This window comes from Yoonia maritima (assembly GCF_002933395.1).
GTDB lineage: Bacteria > Pseudomonadota > Alphaproteobacteria > Rhodobacterales > Rhodobacteraceae > Yoonia > Yoonia maritima_A.
Map to the genome: position 1 here is coordinate 139,243 of NZ_PKFN01000007.1, position 17,784 is coordinate 157,026.

The 17,784-nt window shown below is 53.7% G+C and carries 15 protein-coding genes; 7 read left to right on the top strand and 8 right to left on the bottom strand.

Going from position 1 to position 17,784, the window contains the following annotated elements:
- Positions 1-62 precede the first annotated feature (62 nt).
- The 3 genes from hflK to CYQ09_RS02185 all read left to right on the top strand — a co-directional run bounded on the left by hflK (position 63) and on the right by CYQ09_RS02185 (position 3,797).
- Positions 63-1,244, top strand: coding sequence for an FtsH protease activity modulator HflK (gene hflK, locus CYQ09_RS02175; RefSeq protein ID WP_106743823.1), 1,182 nt, complete (start codon positions 63-65; stop codon positions 1,242-1,244).
- Positions 1,244-2,125, top strand: coding sequence for a protease modulator HflC (hflC, locus tag CYQ09_RS02180; protein WP_106743824.1), 882 nt, complete (start codon positions 1,244-1,246; stop codon positions 2,123-2,125). Before hflK ends, hflC begins: the two co-directional genes overlap by 1 nt.
- Before the next feature lie 178 nt (positions 2,126-2,303).
- A complete protein-coding gene (locus tag CYQ09_RS02185) occupies positions 2,304-3,797 on the top strand; it encodes a Do family serine endopeptidase (RefSeq protein ID WP_106743825.1) in 1,494 nt (497 codons plus the stop codon).
- Positions 3,798-3,853: 56 nt separating this feature from the next.
- On the opposite strand, the gene CYQ09_RS02190 is transcribed toward CYQ09_RS02185, so the two are convergent.
- From CYQ09_RS02190 to CYQ09_RS02200, 3 genes are read right to left on the bottom strand one after another with little or no spacing between them, the layout of a single operon-like run.
- Positions 3,854-4,237, bottom strand: a complete 384-nt coding sequence (locus CYQ09_RS02190; protein WP_106743826.1) for a GFA family protein — start codon at positions 4,235-4,237, stop codon at positions 3,854-3,856.
- 2 nt (positions 4,238-4,239) lie between these two features.
- A complete protein-coding gene (locus tag CYQ09_RS02195; protein ID WP_106743827.1) occupies positions 4,240-6,327 on the bottom strand; it encodes a TRAP transporter permease in 2,088 nt (695 codons plus the stop codon).
- 53 nt (positions 6,328-6,380) lie between these two features.
- A complete protein-coding gene (locus tag CYQ09_RS02200; protein ID WP_106743828.1) occupies positions 6,381-7,382 on the bottom strand; it encodes a TAXI family TRAP transporter solute-binding subunit in 1,002 nt (333 codons plus the stop codon).
- 287 nt (positions 7,383-7,669) lie between these two features.
- On the opposite strand from CYQ09_RS02200, the gene CYQ09_RS02210 reads away from it, so the two are divergent.
- Together CYQ09_RS02210 and CYQ09_RS02215 are read left to right on the top strand one after the other, a co-directional pair.
- On the top strand, positions 7,670-7,993 hold the full coding sequence (locus tag CYQ09_RS02210) for a 2Fe-2S iron-sulfur cluster-binding protein (RefSeq protein ID WP_106743830.1): 324 nt from the start codon (positions 7,670-7,672) through the stop codon (positions 7,991-7,993).
- Entirely contained in the window at positions 7,993-8,745 is a 753-nt protein-coding gene (locus tag CYQ09_RS02215; RefSeq protein WP_106743831.1) for an FG-GAP repeat domain-containing protein, read from the top strand. The genes CYQ09_RS02210 and CYQ09_RS02215 overlap by 1 nt, the downstream gene beginning before the upstream one ends.
- Here the strand turns inward: CYQ09_RS02215 and cobS are convergent.
- Entirely contained in the window at positions 8,738-9,490 is a 753-nt protein-coding gene (gene cobS / locus CYQ09_RS02220; protein ID WP_239495834.1) for an adenosylcobinamide-GDP ribazoletransferase, read from the bottom strand. The genes CYQ09_RS02215 and cobS overlap by 8 nt on opposite strands.
- A gap of 76 nt (positions 9,491-9,566) precedes the next feature.
- On the opposite strand from cobS, the gene cobT reads away from it, so the two are divergent.
- Positions 9,567-10,577, top strand: coding sequence for a nicotinate-nucleotide--dimethylbenzimidazole phosphoribosyltransferase (gene cobT, locus CYQ09_RS02225; RefSeq protein ID WP_106743832.1), 1,011 nt, complete (start codon positions 9,567-9,569; stop codon positions 10,575-10,577).
- Here the strand turns inward: cobT and CYQ09_RS02230 are convergent.
- From CYQ09_RS02230 to CYQ09_RS02240, 3 genes are all read right to left on the bottom strand, one after another.
- Positions 10,574-12,448, bottom strand: a complete 1,875-nt coding sequence (locus CYQ09_RS02230; RefSeq protein ID WP_106743833.1) for a monovalent cation:proton antiporter-2 (CPA2) family protein — start codon at positions 12,446-12,448, stop codon at positions 10,574-10,576. The two genes, cobT and CYQ09_RS02230, sit on opposite strands and share 4 nt — an antisense overlap.
- Positions 12,449-12,539: 91 nt before the next feature.
- The gene (locus CYQ09_RS02235) at positions 12,540-15,065 is read right to left on the bottom strand and encodes a hypothetical protein (protein ID WP_106743834.1); all 2,526 of its coding nucleotides are present in this window, start codon (positions 15,063-15,065) and stop codon (positions 12,540-12,542) included.
- Between the two features lie 110 nt (positions 15,066-15,175).
- Positions 15,176-16,468 carry an O-acetylhomoserine aminocarboxypropyltransferase/cysteine synthase family protein gene (locus CYQ09_RS02240; RefSeq protein WP_106743835.1) on the bottom strand — a complete coding sequence of 431 codons (1,293 nt, stop codon included), beginning with the start codon at positions 16,466-16,468 and terminating at the stop codon, positions 15,176-15,178.
- Between the two features lie 87 nt (positions 16,469-16,555).
- On the opposite strand from CYQ09_RS02240, the gene CYQ09_RS02245 reads away from it, so the two are divergent.
- Positions 16,556-16,969, top strand: a complete 414-nt coding sequence (locus CYQ09_RS02245; protein WP_106743836.1) for a VOC family protein — start codon at positions 16,556-16,558, stop codon at positions 16,967-16,969.
- Between the two features lie 10 nt (positions 16,970-16,979).
- Here the strand turns inward: CYQ09_RS02245 and CYQ09_RS02250 are convergent, their stop codons facing one another.
- Entirely contained in the window at positions 16,980-17,558 is a 579-nt protein-coding gene (locus tag CYQ09_RS02250; protein WP_162617545.1) for a hypothetical protein, read from the bottom strand.
- Between the last annotated feature and the right edge of the window lie 226 nt (positions 17,559-17,784).

Genomic DNA, 17,784 nt, shown 5'->3' on the forward strand with positions numbered 1-17,784 from the left:
CACACATGGCATTATGAAAGCCCAACGCGATGGGTGACGAATAAAGGAAGCTGAGACAGAACATGGCAGGAAATTCAGGTGGCCCTTGGGGCGGCGGCGGTAACAATGGCGGAGGCGGTGATGATGATCGCAACCGTGGTGGCGGACGTAAGCCAAGTAACGACGGCGCAGGTATCCCCGAAATTGACGAGCTGGTGAACAAAGGCCGCGAACAACTGCGCGTGCTTATGGGCGGCCGCAGCGACAATGGCGGCAACCGACCATCGCAAGGCGGCGGCGAAGGCCCCGAAATCACGCGTGGCATGGTTGGGCTTGGTGCATTTGCTGCTGTTACGCTTTGGCTTCTGGCATCGACCTATACTGTGAAGCCCGAAGAGCGTTCGATTGAACTGTTCCTTGGTAAATTTACCCAAATTGGCGAACCAGGCCTGAACTTTGCGCCTTGGCCATTGGTGAAATACGAAAAGGTCCAAGTGACCCAAGAGCAACGTATCGCGATTGGCACATCAACTAGCGGTCAAGAAGCGGGCCTCATGTTGACGGGGGATGAAAACATCGTTGATGTCGATTTCCAAGTTGTTTGGAACATCGATAACCCTGCTGAATATAAATTTACGCTTGAAGACCCTGAAGCCACTATTCGTGCTGTTGCTGAGTCTGCAATGCGCGAGATTATTGCGCAGTCTGAACTGACGCCGATCTTGAACACGAACCGTGGTCAAATTGGTGAACAGCTTGAGGTTCTGATCCAGCAAACGCTTGATGAATACCAAAGTGGCGTGAACATTGTCCGGGTTAACTTGAACAAAGCCGAAGCTCCTGACATTCGTGTCGAAGTGACCGATGCCGAAGGCACAATTTCGCTCACCTCGCCATTTGATGCGTTCCGCGAAGTTCAAAATGCAGAACAAGAAGGATCACGTTTGCAAAATGTTGCGGATGCTTATGCAAACCGTGTTGTTGCAGAGGCGCGCGGTGAAGCCGCACAAATCCTTGAGCAAGCCGAAGGTTATCGTGCTGAGGTCGTGAACAACGCCTTGGGTGAGGCTTCGCGGTTCAGCGCCGTTCTTGCACAATACGAACTGGCACCAGAAGTGACCCGCAAGCGGATTTATCTGGAAACGATGGAGCAGGTAATCGGCGGTGTCGATGTGATCTTGCTTGATGAAAATAGCGATGGCGGGCAGGGCGTTGTCCCTTATCTTCCGCTGAATGAACTACGTCGCTCCGGAGGGTCAAACTAATGAAACGTTCCGTATTTATCTTACCGGTCCTGGTAGTTGTTCTACTGGCCGCTTTGTCGTCGATGTTCATCGTAGACGAACGTGAAAAAAAGTTGGTATTGCGTTTTGGCCGCGTCGTCGCTGTTCATGAAGATCCAGGTTTGGCGTTTAAGGTGCCATTGATTGATGAAGTGGTCCCTTACAGCGATTTGATCTTGTCACGCGATCCCGACCCGATCCGGGTCACACCGCAAGATCAACGTATCTTGATCGTTGACGCATTTGCGCGTTACCGGATCGAAGATGTGACTAAATTTCGTCAAGCGGTGGGTTCTGGTGGGCAAGCCAATGCTGCTAGCTCGCTAGATAAAATTCTTGATGATAGTATCCGCGAAGTGCTGGGTTCTGTGACATCGAATGATATCTTATCCGTTGACCGCGCCACGTTGATGAACCGTATTCGTGACCGGACGAACACACGTGCGGATAACCTTGGTTTGACGATCATTGATGTACGTCTGAAACGGACTGATTTGCCGGCGGAAAACCAAACAGCGACGTTTGCGCGTATGATTGCAGAACGTGACGAAGAAGCTGCTGACTTGCGTGCCCGAGGCCGCGAAGCACAGCAGCGTATTCAGGCATCTGCGGACCGAACTGCGGTCGAGCTTCGTTCTGATGCACGTCGTGAGGCGCTGATTACACGCGGTGAAGCTGACGCCGAACGCAACCGTATCTTTGCCGATGCATTTGGTGCCGATCCCGAGTTCTTTGAATTCTATCGGTCAATGACTGCGTATCAAACTGCGTTGCAGGGGGGGAATACCACAATGGTTCTGTCTCCAGACAATGCGTTCTTTAACTATCTTAAGTCGGATACTGGCAACGCCACGTCTGAATAAAGTGACGCGATATATCAAATTCAAAAGGGCTGGTGGAAACGCTGGCCCTTTTCTTTCAGATTTATGTTAAAAGATCACAGGCTGGTGACATAGTTTGTGTTGAATCTTTCCTGTCCTACATAGAACAATGCGAACACTGGGCGCGGTATTTCAGCGCCTCTTACCAAAACAAGGAGTAATGCCCGTGGAATCTAAGGCAATCGCAATTCAGCAAGATCAGGGGCAGGCGCGCCGCTTGCTTATCGCGGGTTTTGCGGCACTGACACTGGCCGTGGCCTTTGTCTTTGCACAGGTTACAATAGCGTATGCACAAGAGCGTCCAGCGACCTTTGCTGACCTCGCCGATCAAGTAAGCCCGTCTGTGGTCAATATCACGACTTCGACTGTGATCGCGGGGCGGACTGGTCCACAAGGGCTGCTGCCAGAAGGGTCACCATTCGAGGATTTTTTCAATGACCTTGAGCGCGGCCCGGGCCAAGGGCAAGGCGCACAGCGCTCGTCGGCATTGGGCTCTGGTTTTGTCATTTCCGCTGATGGATATATCGTCACCAACAACCACGTCATCGAAGGTGCGGATGAAATTCTAATCGAATTTTACCCTGGTGGTGAGCCAGGTGTGCCAGCGGAATTGATCGGTACTGATCCAAACACTGACATTGCCGTACTGAAGGTCGATCTTGAAGATCTGCCTTATGTAGAATTTGGCGATAGCAACGATGTTGGCGCCCGTGTGGGCGACTGGGTTTTGGCCATGGGCAACCCTCTTGGTCAAGGTTTCTCGATCTCGGCTGGTATTGTTTCAGCGCGCAACCGTTCGCTTCAGGGAACATATGACGATTACATTCAGACCGATGCCGCGATTAACCGTGGTAACTCTGGTGGGCCATTGTTCAACATGGATGGTCAGGTTGTCGGTGTGAACACAGCGATCCTTTCACCAAATGGTGGGTCAATTGGGATCGGCTTTGCGATGTCTTCAGCAGTTGTGAAAAACGTTGTCGATCAACTAAAAGAATTCGGTGAAACACGCCGTGGTTGGTTGGGCGTGCGCATCCAAGACGTGACCCCTGATATGATAGATGCGATTGACGGTCTTGATCTTGCGCGTGGTGCGCTGGTTACTGATGTACCTGCGGGGCCGGCCGAAGATGCTGGTATGCTTTCGGGTGATGTCATCGTAAATTTCGATGGTATCGCGATCGAAGACACCCGCGAACTTGTTCGGATTGTGGGTAATTCACCCGTCGGCAAAGAAGTCCCCGTTGAGGTGCTTCGCAATGGCGATATGGCAGAGTTGACAGTTGTTTTGGGCCGTCGTGAAACGTCAGAGGCTGTTGCGTTCCCTGTCTCTGAAGAGGTCGAGGAAGCACCAGAAGCAGCTGAGATATTGGGTTTAACCCTGTCGGAAATCACTGAAGAACTGGTCGAACAATACGGTTTGAACGTTGATAGTGGCCTTGTGATTACGGGTATCAACCCAAGCTCAGAAGCCGCGTCAAAAGGTTTGATCGAAGGTGATGTAATCACCGAAGCGGGCCAGCAAGAAGTGGCATCGGTAGTGGACCTTGAAGATCGCATCGAAGAAGCCAAGGATGGTGGTCGTAAGTCACTTCTGATGCTTGTGCGTCGTGGTGGTGATCCGCGCTTTGTGGCGCTTCCGCTCGAAGACTAATTGGATTAATCAATACTTACAAAAAGGGCGGACTGCTTTGTGCGGTCCGCCCTTTTTTATGTCTGGTTCTGCGGCAACCCATCACCGATATCGTAATAGTCGCCTTTTTTGCTGACATAGATATGCATCGACAGCTTCATTTGTGTGGGCTGATCTAGGGCACCCATCGCCACTGACGTCCAATCGCGAAACACAGGGTCCCAGAAAAGAGTTGATCCGCAAGTGTTACAGAATCCGCGACGGACTTTTTCAGATGACTGATACCATTTGATATGGTCTTCGCCTTTGATGGTCAGCGCATTACGGGCGACGTCAAAGGACGCCCAATAATGGCCTGACTGTTTACGGCAGCTTGTGCAGTGGCACGCGTCTCCTGTTGATACATCTGCATCAATCGTGAACGAAATAGCGCCACACATGCAGCGACCGGAATGTGCCATGGTTATGCCCCTTGCTTCATTCCCCGACGATTCCAAATCAACAACCCGATGACAAGGGCCGCACCAATAACATGCAGCCAGATGGGGGCCGGCCACAGGCAGGCCGCCCCGGCAATCAGCAAAATCGCACGGGTCAGCATCCCGACTGGCTGCTCCATGCAGCCCTGTAAAGCGCCCGCAATTGCATAGATGCCGACAACACCGAACCCAAAAATTACGATCATCGCAGCCCAATCCCCGGACAGGAAGGGAGTGTAGGCGATCATCAGTGGTACGATGTACAGTCCCTTGGCCAGCTTCCAACTGGCGAATCCCGTGGCCATGGCAGGGGCCTTGGCAATGGCCGCAGCCGTAAACGCCGCAAGCGCCACAGGTGGTGTGACGTTACTGTCCTGTGATAGCCAAAAGATGATCATATGCGCAGATAGCAATGCGGCCATGGCGACATCTTGCGGTACAACAAGGTCACGCAGTGGTGCTGCGACTTCTAGTGGTAGTGTTTTCACAATCACAGCGGCCTCGGCGCTGGTCAGCGGGCCAGCCAAAACAGACGGATCTGGGATACCAAACATCAAGATCGCGTTGCCCGCGTCGCCTAATGTTCCTGCGGCCAACGCATCAATTACGAAGCGGTCGCTGATCATACCAGCAAGGGCAGGGGCCGATAGAGTGGCCAGTACGATATAGGCGGCGGTCACAGGTAGCCCCATGCCCAGTACAAGGCTGGCAATTGCGATCAGCACGATTGCGATCAACAGGTTGCCGCCAGCCCATTTCGCGATCATCAGGCTAAAGGTGTTACCGATGCCTGCGGTGGCGATGACATTCACAACAAGCCCCACAGCGCATAGCAAAACGGCTGTCATGATCATGCCTTTGGTGCCCATGATCATCGCCTCAATCACGGCGCGTGGGGTCATTGGGTTCTGGGTCAGCCAGCTAGAGCCGATCACGGCGAGGATACCAAAGACCGCGGCATAGGCAGGGGTAAACCCGGCAACCAGCATTCCGATCAGCCCACCGATTGGGATGACGAAACTCGCGCCACCCTTGGCAAATGCAGAGCCGAGCGTCTCTCCATCGCTTTCCATTGGCTTGAGCCCTAGGCGACGTGCTTCGATCCGGACAAAGAAGGTGACTGACAGGAAATATAGCAACGCGGGCAGGGCGGCGACTGCGACAATTGTCTCGTAAGGAATTTGGGTAAAGCTAGCCATAACAAAGGCACCCGCGCCCATGATGGGCGGCATAAGCTGGCCACCAGTAGATGATGCGGCCTCTACTCCGCCGGCGAATTTCGCGGGAAAGCCCGCCTTCTTCATCAGTGGGATCGTGATGACCCCAGTGGACGCGGTGTTTGCGACAGCAGATCCCGAAATTGTTCCGGTCAATCCGGAGGCGATCACCGCAACAATGCCGGGACCACCGACCATGCGGCCAGCAACCGCGCGGGCAAGGTTGATTACGAAATCGCCGGCGCCAGATCGCAGTAAGAATGCGCCGAAGATGATGAATAAGAATACATAGGTAGATGAAATGCGGGCAATGGTCCCGAACATCGCATCATCACCATAGATCGACCGAAACGCGATGGATTCCCACGAAAGGCCCGGAAATGAAAAGACGCCCCCAATGTATTTGCCCCAAAACCCGATATAGGTCATTGCCACGATGATCAGTATCGGAATGACCCATCCTGTTAATCTGCGGGTAAGTTCAATCGCGCCAACGACACATAAAATCGCCGCGACCCAATCAAGGGTGATGAATTTGACGCCGCGCGCATAAACTCCGTCTTCGGCATAGGGTAGGTAGATCGCTGATGCCGCGATCAATACGCCAAAGCTAAGATCGCACGCCAACATGCCTCGGCTACGAGTTGCGCCGGAAATAGCGGGGTGCAACACCGCTGCTAAGAATGCGAACCCAGCAAAGTGATAGGCATTGCGTTGTGTTTCCGAAATGATCGGATCGAAAGCCACATAGATATGGCCAATGGCAATCAAAAAGCACAAAATAGAAAGAGCGATATTGGCAGGGCCATCAAAGGCACGCTGCGCCAACCCTTCGGCGGGGCGTTCATCGGACATGGAAATTCCTTAGATGCAAAAAGGCCCGCAGCAATCTGCGGGCCAATATGGGCTTAGTTCGCGATCAGGCGGTCAGGGATATCAACCCCAACTTCTTGGTAATAGCGCACAGCACCGGGGTGCAGCGGCACTGGCAGACCTGCGATAGCAGATTCAATTGCCATCACCTTTGTTGCCGGGTGGATCGCCTGAAGGAATGGCAGGTTCTCGTAGATCGCTTTGGTTATCTGATAGACGTTTTCTTCTGGCAGATCAGCGTGCGTCGCAAGGAAGTTCGGCTGCGCGATAGTGTTCACGTCGGCCTCTTGACCCGGATAAGTACCCGCCGGGATCACATAGGGTGTCCACAGTTCACGACCACCGTCTGCAGCGGCCAGTTCTTCGTCGGTGAAAGAAAGCATCGTGACGCTATCGCCTGCCGCTGCCATCAACTGGCTGATCGCGCCGGTTGGCACGCCCGCAGGTGTACCGATACCTTTAACTTGACCGTTTTGCAGGGCCTCGGCGGATGGGCCGTAGCCGCCGTAAACCAGTTCGTAGTCAGTGTTAATATCAACACCCAGACCGGACAGCAGCGCAGCGTTGGAACCGATGGTGCCAGAGTTCTGGTTGCCAAAGGCCATTGCTTCGCCTGTCAGCGCGACCATATCAGCCATCGTACCGCTGGTTGCGGCGTCTGACGCAATCACGAATTGCTCGACGTTTTGCCACAGCATGGTGACCGAACGCAGGTGTTCTTGTGGACCTGATTCTTCGAGCGGGCCTGTGCCAGTTGCCGCGTAGTAACCGTAAAGCCCCTGAAGGATTGCAAACTGTGCCTCGCCTTCGCGGATCAAACGCACATTTTCGCCTGATCCAGCAGAGCTGATTGCGGACATGCCGATCTTTTCGCTTGGCTCAAGTTTGACCTTCACCAGTGTCGAAAGAGCGACGCCAACCGGGTAGTACGTACCACCAGTCGATGCAGTTGCCAGAATATAACTTGCTTCCTCGGCTTGGGCCGCTGGGGCTGCTAGAACAAAACCTGCTGCAATTGCAGCTTTCAAAAATGTCATGGTGTCTCCTCCCAAAGATATCGTTGTCGCCGACTTTGTCAGCGTACCGGGTTAGGAAACATTGTCACTGACAAAGGGGCAAGGCATTTGTGCGAAAGCTGCGCAACTTTATGTTTTGTCTGACAATCTATGGTGGAGATGGCGGTTAATACGGCGCAGTGTGTGGAAAATCGCACGATTTGTGCGTAACGTTTTGCTGCATACGTTTGTGATTAGCGCTGGCCCCGCGTTTGTAGCTGAATTACTAATGCCTGAAACACACGAAAAGCACGAAGGATCATAGCAAGATGGCCAAGATTACCTATGTCGAACACAGTGGCAAAGAACACGTCGTGGATGTTGCCAATGGGCTGACCGTCATGGAAGGCGCACGCGACAACGGTATCCCGGGTATCGAGGCTGACTGCGGCGGCGCATGTGCGTGTTCAACCTGCCATGTTTATATCGATGATGCATGGGTCGAAAAACTGCCAGCCAAAGACGGTATGGAAGAAGACATGCTTGATTTCGCCTATGAGCCAGACGCAGTGAAATCTCGCCTGACATGCCAGATCAAAGTCACTGACGCGCTCGAAGGTTTGCGCGTGCAGATGCCAGAAAAGCAAATCTGATGCGGCTCTGCGCGCTTGCTTTGGCTATGTGGCCTGCAGTGGCAGGGGCGCAGACGATTACTTCGGCGGAATTCGTTGAACCCACAACACGCTATGATCACGGGATCTTAGGTGATGCGGTGGAATGGGGCGGGTTGGAGATTACGACTAATGGTGGTGCGGCTGATAGTGGGCCAATCTTACGTGGATCGCGCAAGACAACGTGGCTCATTGATCTACCTGACGATCAAGTGTTCGAGGATGTTGAACCCCGCTTATGGGATGTAACAGGTGATGGATTTCCTGAAGTGGTCGTTATCCATACCCACCTAGAATACGGTGCGCGATTGCTTGTTATGGGCGTTGGTGATCGACAGGCGCCAGTTGAGATCGCCCAAACCCCTTACATTGGTCGTACCCATCGCTGGCTTGCTCCCATTGGTGCTGCTGACTTGGATGGCGATGGGGCCGTGGAAATCGCATATATTGATCGCCCTCATCTGGCAAAGACGTTGCGTATTTGGCGTTTTGTGGATGGTGCGCTGACCCATGTTCATGATGTGCCGGGGCTGACCAATCACCGGATCGGTGAGGATAACATTGCAGGCGGGATACGTGACTGTGGGCAGGGGCCCGAGATGATCACCGCCAATGCGAATTGGACCCGCATCATGGCAACAACATTTGTCGATGGGCGCGCACAGACCCGCGACATTGGCGTACACGAAAGCCGCGCTTCCTTTGATGCTGCTATGGCCTGCGATGCTAGCTGAGTATAACCAGTAGCAACAAAACCTCGGTGATTTGCTGAGTCGCCCCCAGAATATCGCCCGTTTGCCCGCCGACTTTTCGCTGGGCAATCAAACCGCAAATCAGAACGGCGATTGCTGCGGCGAATATTAGGCTTATCTGCCCACAAAACACCGCAATGACGGCTGATATCCCCACGGCAACCCATGCGGTTGGTGCAGACGGTCGGCCCACGCTTTGGCTTAGCCCGCTTGCGCGCGCGTTCGTCATGGCGGTCATCAAAACGACCATGCCACCACGGCTGAGTACTGCGATAGCAATTAAGCCTGTCCAGTGAATTTCTAACACGATGAGCGCACTAATGCCCATCCAACGGATCAACAGCGAGAGCGCTAAGGCCAGTACACCATAGACCCCGATACTGCTGTCTTTCATGATCTCAAGACGCCGCGCGCGGTCCCAACCGCCCCAAAGCCCGTCTGCGCTGTCGGCAAGCCCGTCTTCGTGCATAGCACCTGTCACAATCGCGCCAACGGCCAGAACAAGCGCTGAAATGATCCCAACGGGCAGGCCAATCCATGACAAGACACTGACTGACGCGGCCAAAATCACCCCAATCACGACACCAGCCAGCGGGTAGGCCCAAGCTGCGGCTGCACCGCGTTCAATCGCACGTTCTTGCGGGACGGGAATTGGTAGTCGCGTTAACAGCCCAATCGCTGCGGGTAGATCAATAGCTTCAATCAGTTTGACGTCGCGATTGTCCAATAGGATGCCCCTTGTAGTCTTTTCATTACGTGCCTGATCGTTAGACATAACCAACGATTCACGCAACGAGGTCACGATGCAAGCGCCCTTCACCACACTTTCCGAATTTCGCGAAACCTTGGCGAAAGCGCCAGAATCCGATGCCGCTGCCTTTCAGGAGGCTCAGGAACGTAATAGTCAGCTAACCAAACCACCCGGCGCCTTGGGGCGGCTAGAGGATCTTGCGATTTGGTATGCGGGTTGGCGGGGAAACCCACAGCCACAAATCAATGCACCACAGGTGGTGATTTTTGCGGGTAACCACGGTGTCTGTGCCCAAGGTGTGTCTGCGTTTCCGCCAGAAGTGACAATGCAGATGGTCGCAAATTTCGAACATGGTGGTGCGGCAATTAACCAACTATCGAAAGCATTCGGCGCTACGATGAACGTGCACGCTTTGTCACTTGAAACGCCGACCGCTGATTTTACCCAAACGCCCGCAATGACCGAAGCCGAAGTTGTGAGTGCCTTGCAAATCGGCTGGGAGGCTGTTGATCCTGCCAGTGATCTGTTGGTCACGGGCGAAATGGGGATTGGGAATACGACATCCGCTGCCGCAGTTTCCGCTGCGATTATCGGGGGCGATGCTGCGGACTGGACGGGACGTGGTACAGGTGTAGATGATGCTGGGCTTACACGTAAAACCGAAGTCGTCGCGAAAGGGATCGCGCTTCATGCGTCCCGCGATCCGCTAGAGATATTGCGTTGTTTGGGCGGTCGTGAACTTGCTGCTATGGCTGGTGCGATTGCAGCCGCACGTCACTACCGCATCCCAGTGATCCTTGACGGGTTCATCTGTTGTGCTGCTGCTGCGACTTTGGCCAAGGCCGCTGATGGTGCTTTGGATCACGCTGTTGCAGGTCATCAAAGTGCAGAAGCGGCTCATGCGCGTCTTTTGAACGCGCTTGGAAAAGAACCGTTGTTAAGCCTAGGTTTGCGCCTTGGCGAAGGGTCAGGTGCAGCGCTTGCGATTGGCGTCCTGAAAGGCGCTGTCGCCTGCCATTCCGGAATGCTCACATTTGCCGAGGCCGGTGTAAGCGCGGGTTAAGATTTCTTGTTTTCGTTCGCTTGTTGGCGCGTCGCGAGCGCCGTTTCTAAATCATTGTTGAGCGCGCGAGAGCGCTCAACATAATCGGGAAGATCAGCAACCGGAATGCCTGGTTTCCACAGGCTCGCCAGTTCGCGCATTGCTTTGCGGTCATGCTGATAAAAGGTCTGTTCGGCCTCTGCTGCTTCAAAGTCTGACAGGCCAAGATTTTCCAAAGCATAGCGACCAGCACGCAAAGAGCTGTCGAACATTTCGCGCACAATGTCATTGGCACCAGCTGCGTATAGTTCATAGACGTGCACCCGGTCACGCGCACGGGCGACGATATGAAGGTCGGGCCGGGTTTTGCGTGCATAGGCGACCAGCTTAGTTGCTGACGCTTTGTCGTCGATGGCGACAACCAATACTTTGGCCTCTTCGAAGCCGGCCGCGCTCAGTAGATCTGGCCGTGTTGGATCACCAAAGAAGCCACGGAACCCGAATTTCCGCATCATTTGTACGGTTTGCAGATTGCTATCAATCACGACTGTCGAAAATCCGGCGCTTTGCACTAGCCGGTTCACAATCTGTCCAAAACGACCGATCCCAGCGATGATGACTGTGCCTTTTTCGTCGACTTCGTCATGTTCTGGGTCGTCGGGTTCGCTCATCCGGCGGCTTAGCAATTCATAGATAATGAACAGAAGTGGTGTGATGAGCATCGAAAGTGCAATCACCAGCAATAACCGCCCCGCTAATCCATCTGATAGCACGCCCTGTTGCGATGAAAATGACACCAACACAAAGCCAAATTCGCCAGCCTGCGCCAGCCCAAGGGTGAAAAGCCACTGATCCTTGCCTTTCAATTGGAATGCGCGCCCAAGCCCGTAAAGGATCACACCTTTGGTGAGCATCACGCCAAGCGTCAGAGCGAAAATGTACAGGGGCTCGGCAAAAAGCAGGTCAAAGTTGATCCCCGCGCCAACGGTAATAAAGAACAAGCCAAGCAAAAGCCCCTTGAAAGGTTCAAGGTCGCTTTCAAGTTCATGCCGAAATTCGGAGTTTGCAAGCACCACGCCAGCCAAGAAGGTTCCCAAAGCAGGGGACAGGCCAACCATCCCCATGAGCACGGCGATCGAGACAACCAAGAGCAACGCAAAGGCCGTATACATTTCGCGTAAACGGGCGTGATGGATGTACCTGAACAATGGGCGGATCAGAAATATGCCAGCTAGAATGATCGTGACCACCGCCCCCAGCGTAACCAACGTCACGCCCCAGCCGGGCAACCCATCAACCAAACTCATACTACCATGCGCGCCATGTGTATCATCGGTTACGCGCTGCACTGATCCATCGGGCGCAAGCCGCAGTAACACGGGCGTCGTAAGCAGCGGTAAAAGCGCTAGCATTGGAATGACTGATATATCTTGGGTTAAAAGAACCGAAAACGTGGATCGCCCTCCGCCGGTTTGCATGAGCTTCTTTTCAGTTAGCGTTTGCAAAACGATCGCTGTCGATGACAGGGCGAAAATCATGCCAATGGCCAGTGATATCGTCCAGTCATATCCCATAGCGATGCTGATCCCCATGATCGCTAGCATCGTTAGCAGGACTTGCATTCCACCAAGCCCGATCAGTCGTTTGCGCATATCCCACAAGGCGCGCGGTTCAAGCTCTAGCCCGATTAAAAACAGCATCATGACAACGCCGAATTCCGCAAAATGCTGGATATCTTGGGCTTCGGTGCCGACTAACCCTGTGACCGGACCAATGACGATCCCTGCCAGCAAGTAGCCCAACACGGACCCAAGACCAAGACGCGCGGCAAAAGGTACCGCGATAACCGCGGCCCCAAGGTATATCGTGGCCTGAAGAAGAAAGTTTTCCATGTGTCCAGATATGGCGGCCCGCTGCGAATTGCGCAACGCGCGAAGTACTGCCGCTGCGATAAATTGCTAACTGTGTCGATTGGTGGGTTTCTTAACTACCCGGAAGTTCAAGAACGACCGTGCGCCCACGCTTCACGTAGTTCAGGATGCCGTCACCAATCGCGGTTACTTGCCCACCATCAAGGCTACTGCCAATTTCGACGTGTGCATAACGCCCATTTCCAAGCCGCACGAGCGCACGGGGCGAATTGGGTCTGCCATAAATACCGATCAGGTTTAGGTCACGTAATCGAATGGCGCCGTCTTGTGTTGCGGCGCGCGCGACACCGCCCGGGACGGGGGCATAGTTTTGCGGGGCAACAGATGCCGCAGCCGGAGGTGGAGCTATAGCAGCCACAGTTGGTTGTGATGCCTGTCTTTGACGTGCAGCCGCTACAACGCGATCAAAGTTATTTGGACGTGTTTCAGGGCGGCGCGACGATGCAACCGCTTGGTCTGTCATTCCGACAAAGGGGTCCGTCGCGCTTTCGGCGATAACATCTTGCAGAATTGCTGTAATGTCAGGTGTGCTCGGGTCCGGGGTTGGTGACAGCGTCACCAAACCATCTGGTCGAGCCTGCGGCCGGACTGCGTTTGGCAAAGATGCCGCGATCAAGCTGTCTGTTTCAGACGTTAGCGTATCTAACTCAACACCACCTGGTGTGGGTGTTTGTGTAATTTCAGTATCTTGTTCGTCGGGGAGAGCTGCATTCGCAGGACGTAATGGTGGCACGATGTCTGGGCGGCCAAGAATGACCACAACGCCATCTGGTACATCAGAGACAAGCGCCATACGCGCCAGTTCGTCGTCTGATAAATCGGGCCGTTCACGTAGGGTCAAATCCGGCAAGCCTGCATAGACCACTGCGCCTTCGGGGGTCAGCGTACCTTCGGCAGTCGGAAGAATATGCCCGTCGGCATCAATAGCAAAAACAACATCCGGGGCGGGCGGGTTCACCGGGGCGATAAAGCTTAGGTCGGGCTCCATGCCGTCGCGTGCGGGCAGGGCCGGTTGCGCAGGATGGTCGGGCGCGGGCAAGCTGACAGGCAGATCAACAGCAGCAGTAACTTCGACGCGTGGCTTATCGAAAAGCCGCGGCGCGCGTTGCCAAACCCCAGTTGTATCATAGGCGGCTTGTGCTTCGGCTGGGCTGAGCACCCGGCCAGATGACGCGGGCAACGACGCAAGCGGTGCGTCAGTGGGGACCGGCGGTGTTGTGGTGAATAATGTCGGTGGCAAGTCAACTGCGCTTGCAACCAACGGATCAGGCGCCGATGGTATGGTAACCGCGTTTAACTGTGCCGGAATATGCGCGTTGTTGTCGTCCATATCCAAAGACGACAGCTCAGTAATGCTTCGCTCTGAAACTGTGGGGGCCGTATCCGACAGTGGAGATTGGGCGACGACTGTTTCTTCTATCGCCGTATTTTCAATTGTGGGGGCTAGGACAACATCGGCGACTTCAGGTGTTTCAATGCTATTGGTTTCAACCGCTTGCATGGTTTCGGCAGAACCATCCATTTGTATCCACGCGAATAGCGCGATGGCTGCGACGCTTGCGGCAAGCCCGCCCGCGATGAACAACGGTTTTTTAGTGCTATTTGCCGCAACCGGCGTTGGACGTGTTTTCGTCGCAGTCAGTCCAGCACCTTTAAGAGGTGTCGCTAATTTGGGCGCAGTGGCGCTTAAAATTGGCTTTTTCACTGCATTTGCATGATATTCCGCAATGATCAGATTTAAGCCGCTGATGTCAGCAAGGGCCGGATTATCTGCAATAACTGGCGCACGCGGGGCAATGATTGCAGTCGGCGTGGGGACAGCGGGCTTGGGAGTGTGGATTTCGCGAACGATCCTGTCGATCCAGATGGTTGTTTCGATAGTTGGCAGCGCAGGGGCCTCAATGGCCACCTCGGGTATGGTGTCTAGGGGGGGTGTTTCTTCGGCGATGATTGGGGCGAGCGCGGCGGCAAGATCAAACCCTTCGTTATCTTCTGCGATCGCGTCGGGCAGCGGATCCATGATCAATAAACGGGATTTAACGCGGGTGCCGACTTTCATGACCGGCAGTTGGTCGCGTTCAACTGTCAGATCCGGGCCTAGGATGTCAGCAGCTACGGATGTCGCGCCAAAAAAGACTTCTTTTTGAAATGTGAATGGCTCTGGAATGGCGACGAATGCAACGGGGTTGAACTGATGGGCACTGGCAAAACTTTCCGCCTCTTGCAGGGTCTCACGGGCCACGGCAGCGATATGCGTGCGACCACCAGAGCGTTCGTAATCTACAACCAAATCGTCCAGATCATAAGGGGTGGCACCATCAAGTGCGGCATGGATGTCATCAAGGTTAGTCTGAGTACTATCGATTGCCAGATATTTGATTTGTTCCATCGGGATCACAAGTTTTGTGCGTATCCCGCTTGGTTCCAGCTTAATCGCCGTTGCGCGCAAATCTGCAAGAACAGTGTCAAGGTTTTCTGCTTCGACATCCGCTCTGCCGACACGTTTCCAACCACGTGCAACACGATGTAAAAGTTCAATGCCTTCGAAAGAAAGAGAGAGCGCAAAATTTGTCGTCATGTGCCGTATCTAGCATATTGGTGTTACCGGCAAAACGCGTTTTGCCCCCGCAGCCAAAGCCTATAGCAGAAACCCGCCCACGCCAAGGGCACGGACGGGTTTGTGATGTATCAGCTTGTCGCCGCCGAAAGCGCCTGATCTAGGTCCGCAATTAGGTCGTTCGCGTCCTCAATCCCGATAGATAAACGCACGATGTTTGGCCCAGCGCCAGCGGCTTCTTGCTGTTCGGGTGATAGCTGCCTGTGGGTCGTGCTAGCCGAATGGATAATCAGGCTGCGTGTGTCACCTAAATTCGCCACGTGACTAAATATATTAAGGTTATCAACTAGTTTAATGCAGGCATCATATCCACCTTTTACGGCAACTGTGAACAAAGCACCTGCACCCTTTGGGCATATTTTAGGCACTAGCCCAGCATATGGCGAAGAATCCAATCCGGCATAGGTCACGTAATCGACCCGCGGATCCGCCTCGAGCCATGTTGCGACGGTTTTCGCGTTCTGCACGTGCCGGTCCATCCGCAGCGAAAGGGTCTCTATACCCATTAACGTATAATGTGCAGCTTGTGGGTTCATTGTCATCCCGAGGTCGCGCAGGCCAACGGCGATCGAATGAAAGGTAAACGCAAGCGGTCCGAAGGTCTCGGCGAAGGTCATGCCGTGGTAGGCGGGTTCGGGTGCCGATAGCGACGCGAATTTGTCATTGGCGGACCAGTCAAATTTCCCGCTATCCACGACACAGCCGCCCGTTACGGTACCATTGCCTGTGAGATATTTCGTGGTGGAGTGCACAACCAAAGTCGCACCGTGTTCAATCGGACGGCATAGGTATGGCGTTGCTGACGTGTTATCGACGATCAGGGGGATGCCAGCATCGTCTGAAATAGCAGAAATCGCATCCAAATCTGAGATATGCCCGCCCGGGTTTGCGATTGTCTCGCAAAATACCGCACGAGTTTTATCATTGATCGCGGCCTTAACCGCTGCGTGGTCATCGAAATCAACAAATATTGCAGACCATCCGAAACGTTTAATCGTTTGGCTGAATTGCGTGACGGTGCCACCGTATAACCGGCTTGAAGCCACGATGTTACAGCCTGGCTGCATCAACGGAAATAGCGCCATAATTTGTGCCGCGTGCCCCGAAGAGCAACACACAGCTCCGGCGCCACCTTCCAATGTGGCGATACGTTCTTGCAGGGCGGCAACTGTTGGATTGGTTAAGCGAGAATAAATATAGCCCACTTCTTGGAGGTTGAATAAAGCTGCTGCATGGTCTGCGTCGCGAAAGACATAAGCGGTTGTTTGGTAAATAGGCACTTGTCGCGCACCAGTGGCCGGATCAGGGCGCGCACCTGCGTGCACCTGAAGTGTGTCGAACCCTAAATTGGGGCTATCGGTCATTGTCTCTCTCCCTATGAAAATTCATATTGAAAAGTCTAGGTGGGCCGCTTGGTTCGCTCAAGAGGTATCAGATAAGGGATTGTACCAATGCTTGTTCCATTTCACTTTGCTTTTCACGTGACAGATCTGGATGTTGCGCGCGATTTCTATGGGAACGCGCTAGGTGCGACCGAAGGGCGGTCGACCCAGACTTGGGTGGATTTTGATTTCTATGGGCATCAACTGAGCCTGCACTTGGGTGACCCTTTTCCAAACGCGGCCACAGGTAAGGTCGGCGATCACATGGTGCCAATGCCGCATTTCGGCGTTGTGCTACCGTTGGATGGTTGGAATACTTTGGCAGGGCGGCTTGAAGAACGGCAAACGGATTTTATCATCGCACCATCCGTGCGGTTCAAGGGAGAACCGGGTGAACAATGGACGATGTTCTTTCGCGACCCTTCTGGTAATCCAATAGAAATTAAAGGTTTTGCTGACGTAGACGGCGTTTTCGAAACCTAAATTCGGCCAGTCATTCGGTTGCACGTTTAATGAATGACGAAATGCGTCCAAAGGTCTTGGCCGGTCTTTCGCCGGGCGCAAGTTCGCAGTGCCCATGACTATGCCGGTCAGAGCGCAAGAGTTCAAAGCGACTTCCAAGTTTCCCAGCCAACATTTGAACGCCATCAATGGGGACACGCGTTTCAGTGGGGTTGTGAACCGCAAGGGAAAGAAGATCACGGTCGGGGGCGACAAAGTCTGGGTAATTAAAGCTACCTGTCGCCGAAAAAATGCCTTGGATATTATGCTCTGGCAAACCAAGGTGTCGTGCGAGATAGGCGATGTTGAAAGCGGTGATAGCTCCTGCTGATGCACCTCCGACGACACGTTTATCCCCCCAGCCAAAGGTTGTCTGATTATCGCCAGCCCATTGCAGAAAGCGAACGCCGTCTTCCAGCGCAACAAGCGATCTTTCCTGACATAGCCCAGGACGCAAGAGTTTCGCCTGCGCAGGCTTAATACGACCAATATTATCTAACACGGTTTGCGATAGGTCGTCTGCGGTACCCGCAAGCCGGTACTGTACGGATGCAATAGCGATGCCTGACATTGTTAGTCGTCGACCAAATTTGCGAAACAGGTTGTGGTTGTGGTCCCCGAATTTGAATGAACCTTGGTGAAACCACACAAATAAGGGGGGCGGGGTTTCAGGTGCTGTCGGCGCGAAAATTGAACAATGTAGCGTGACGCTATCCCCATTGTGCCGCGCCGTGCCGAACGGGACATCATCATATCGTGTGAAATGTGATGTTTCTATAGTTGGGGGATATGGTGAC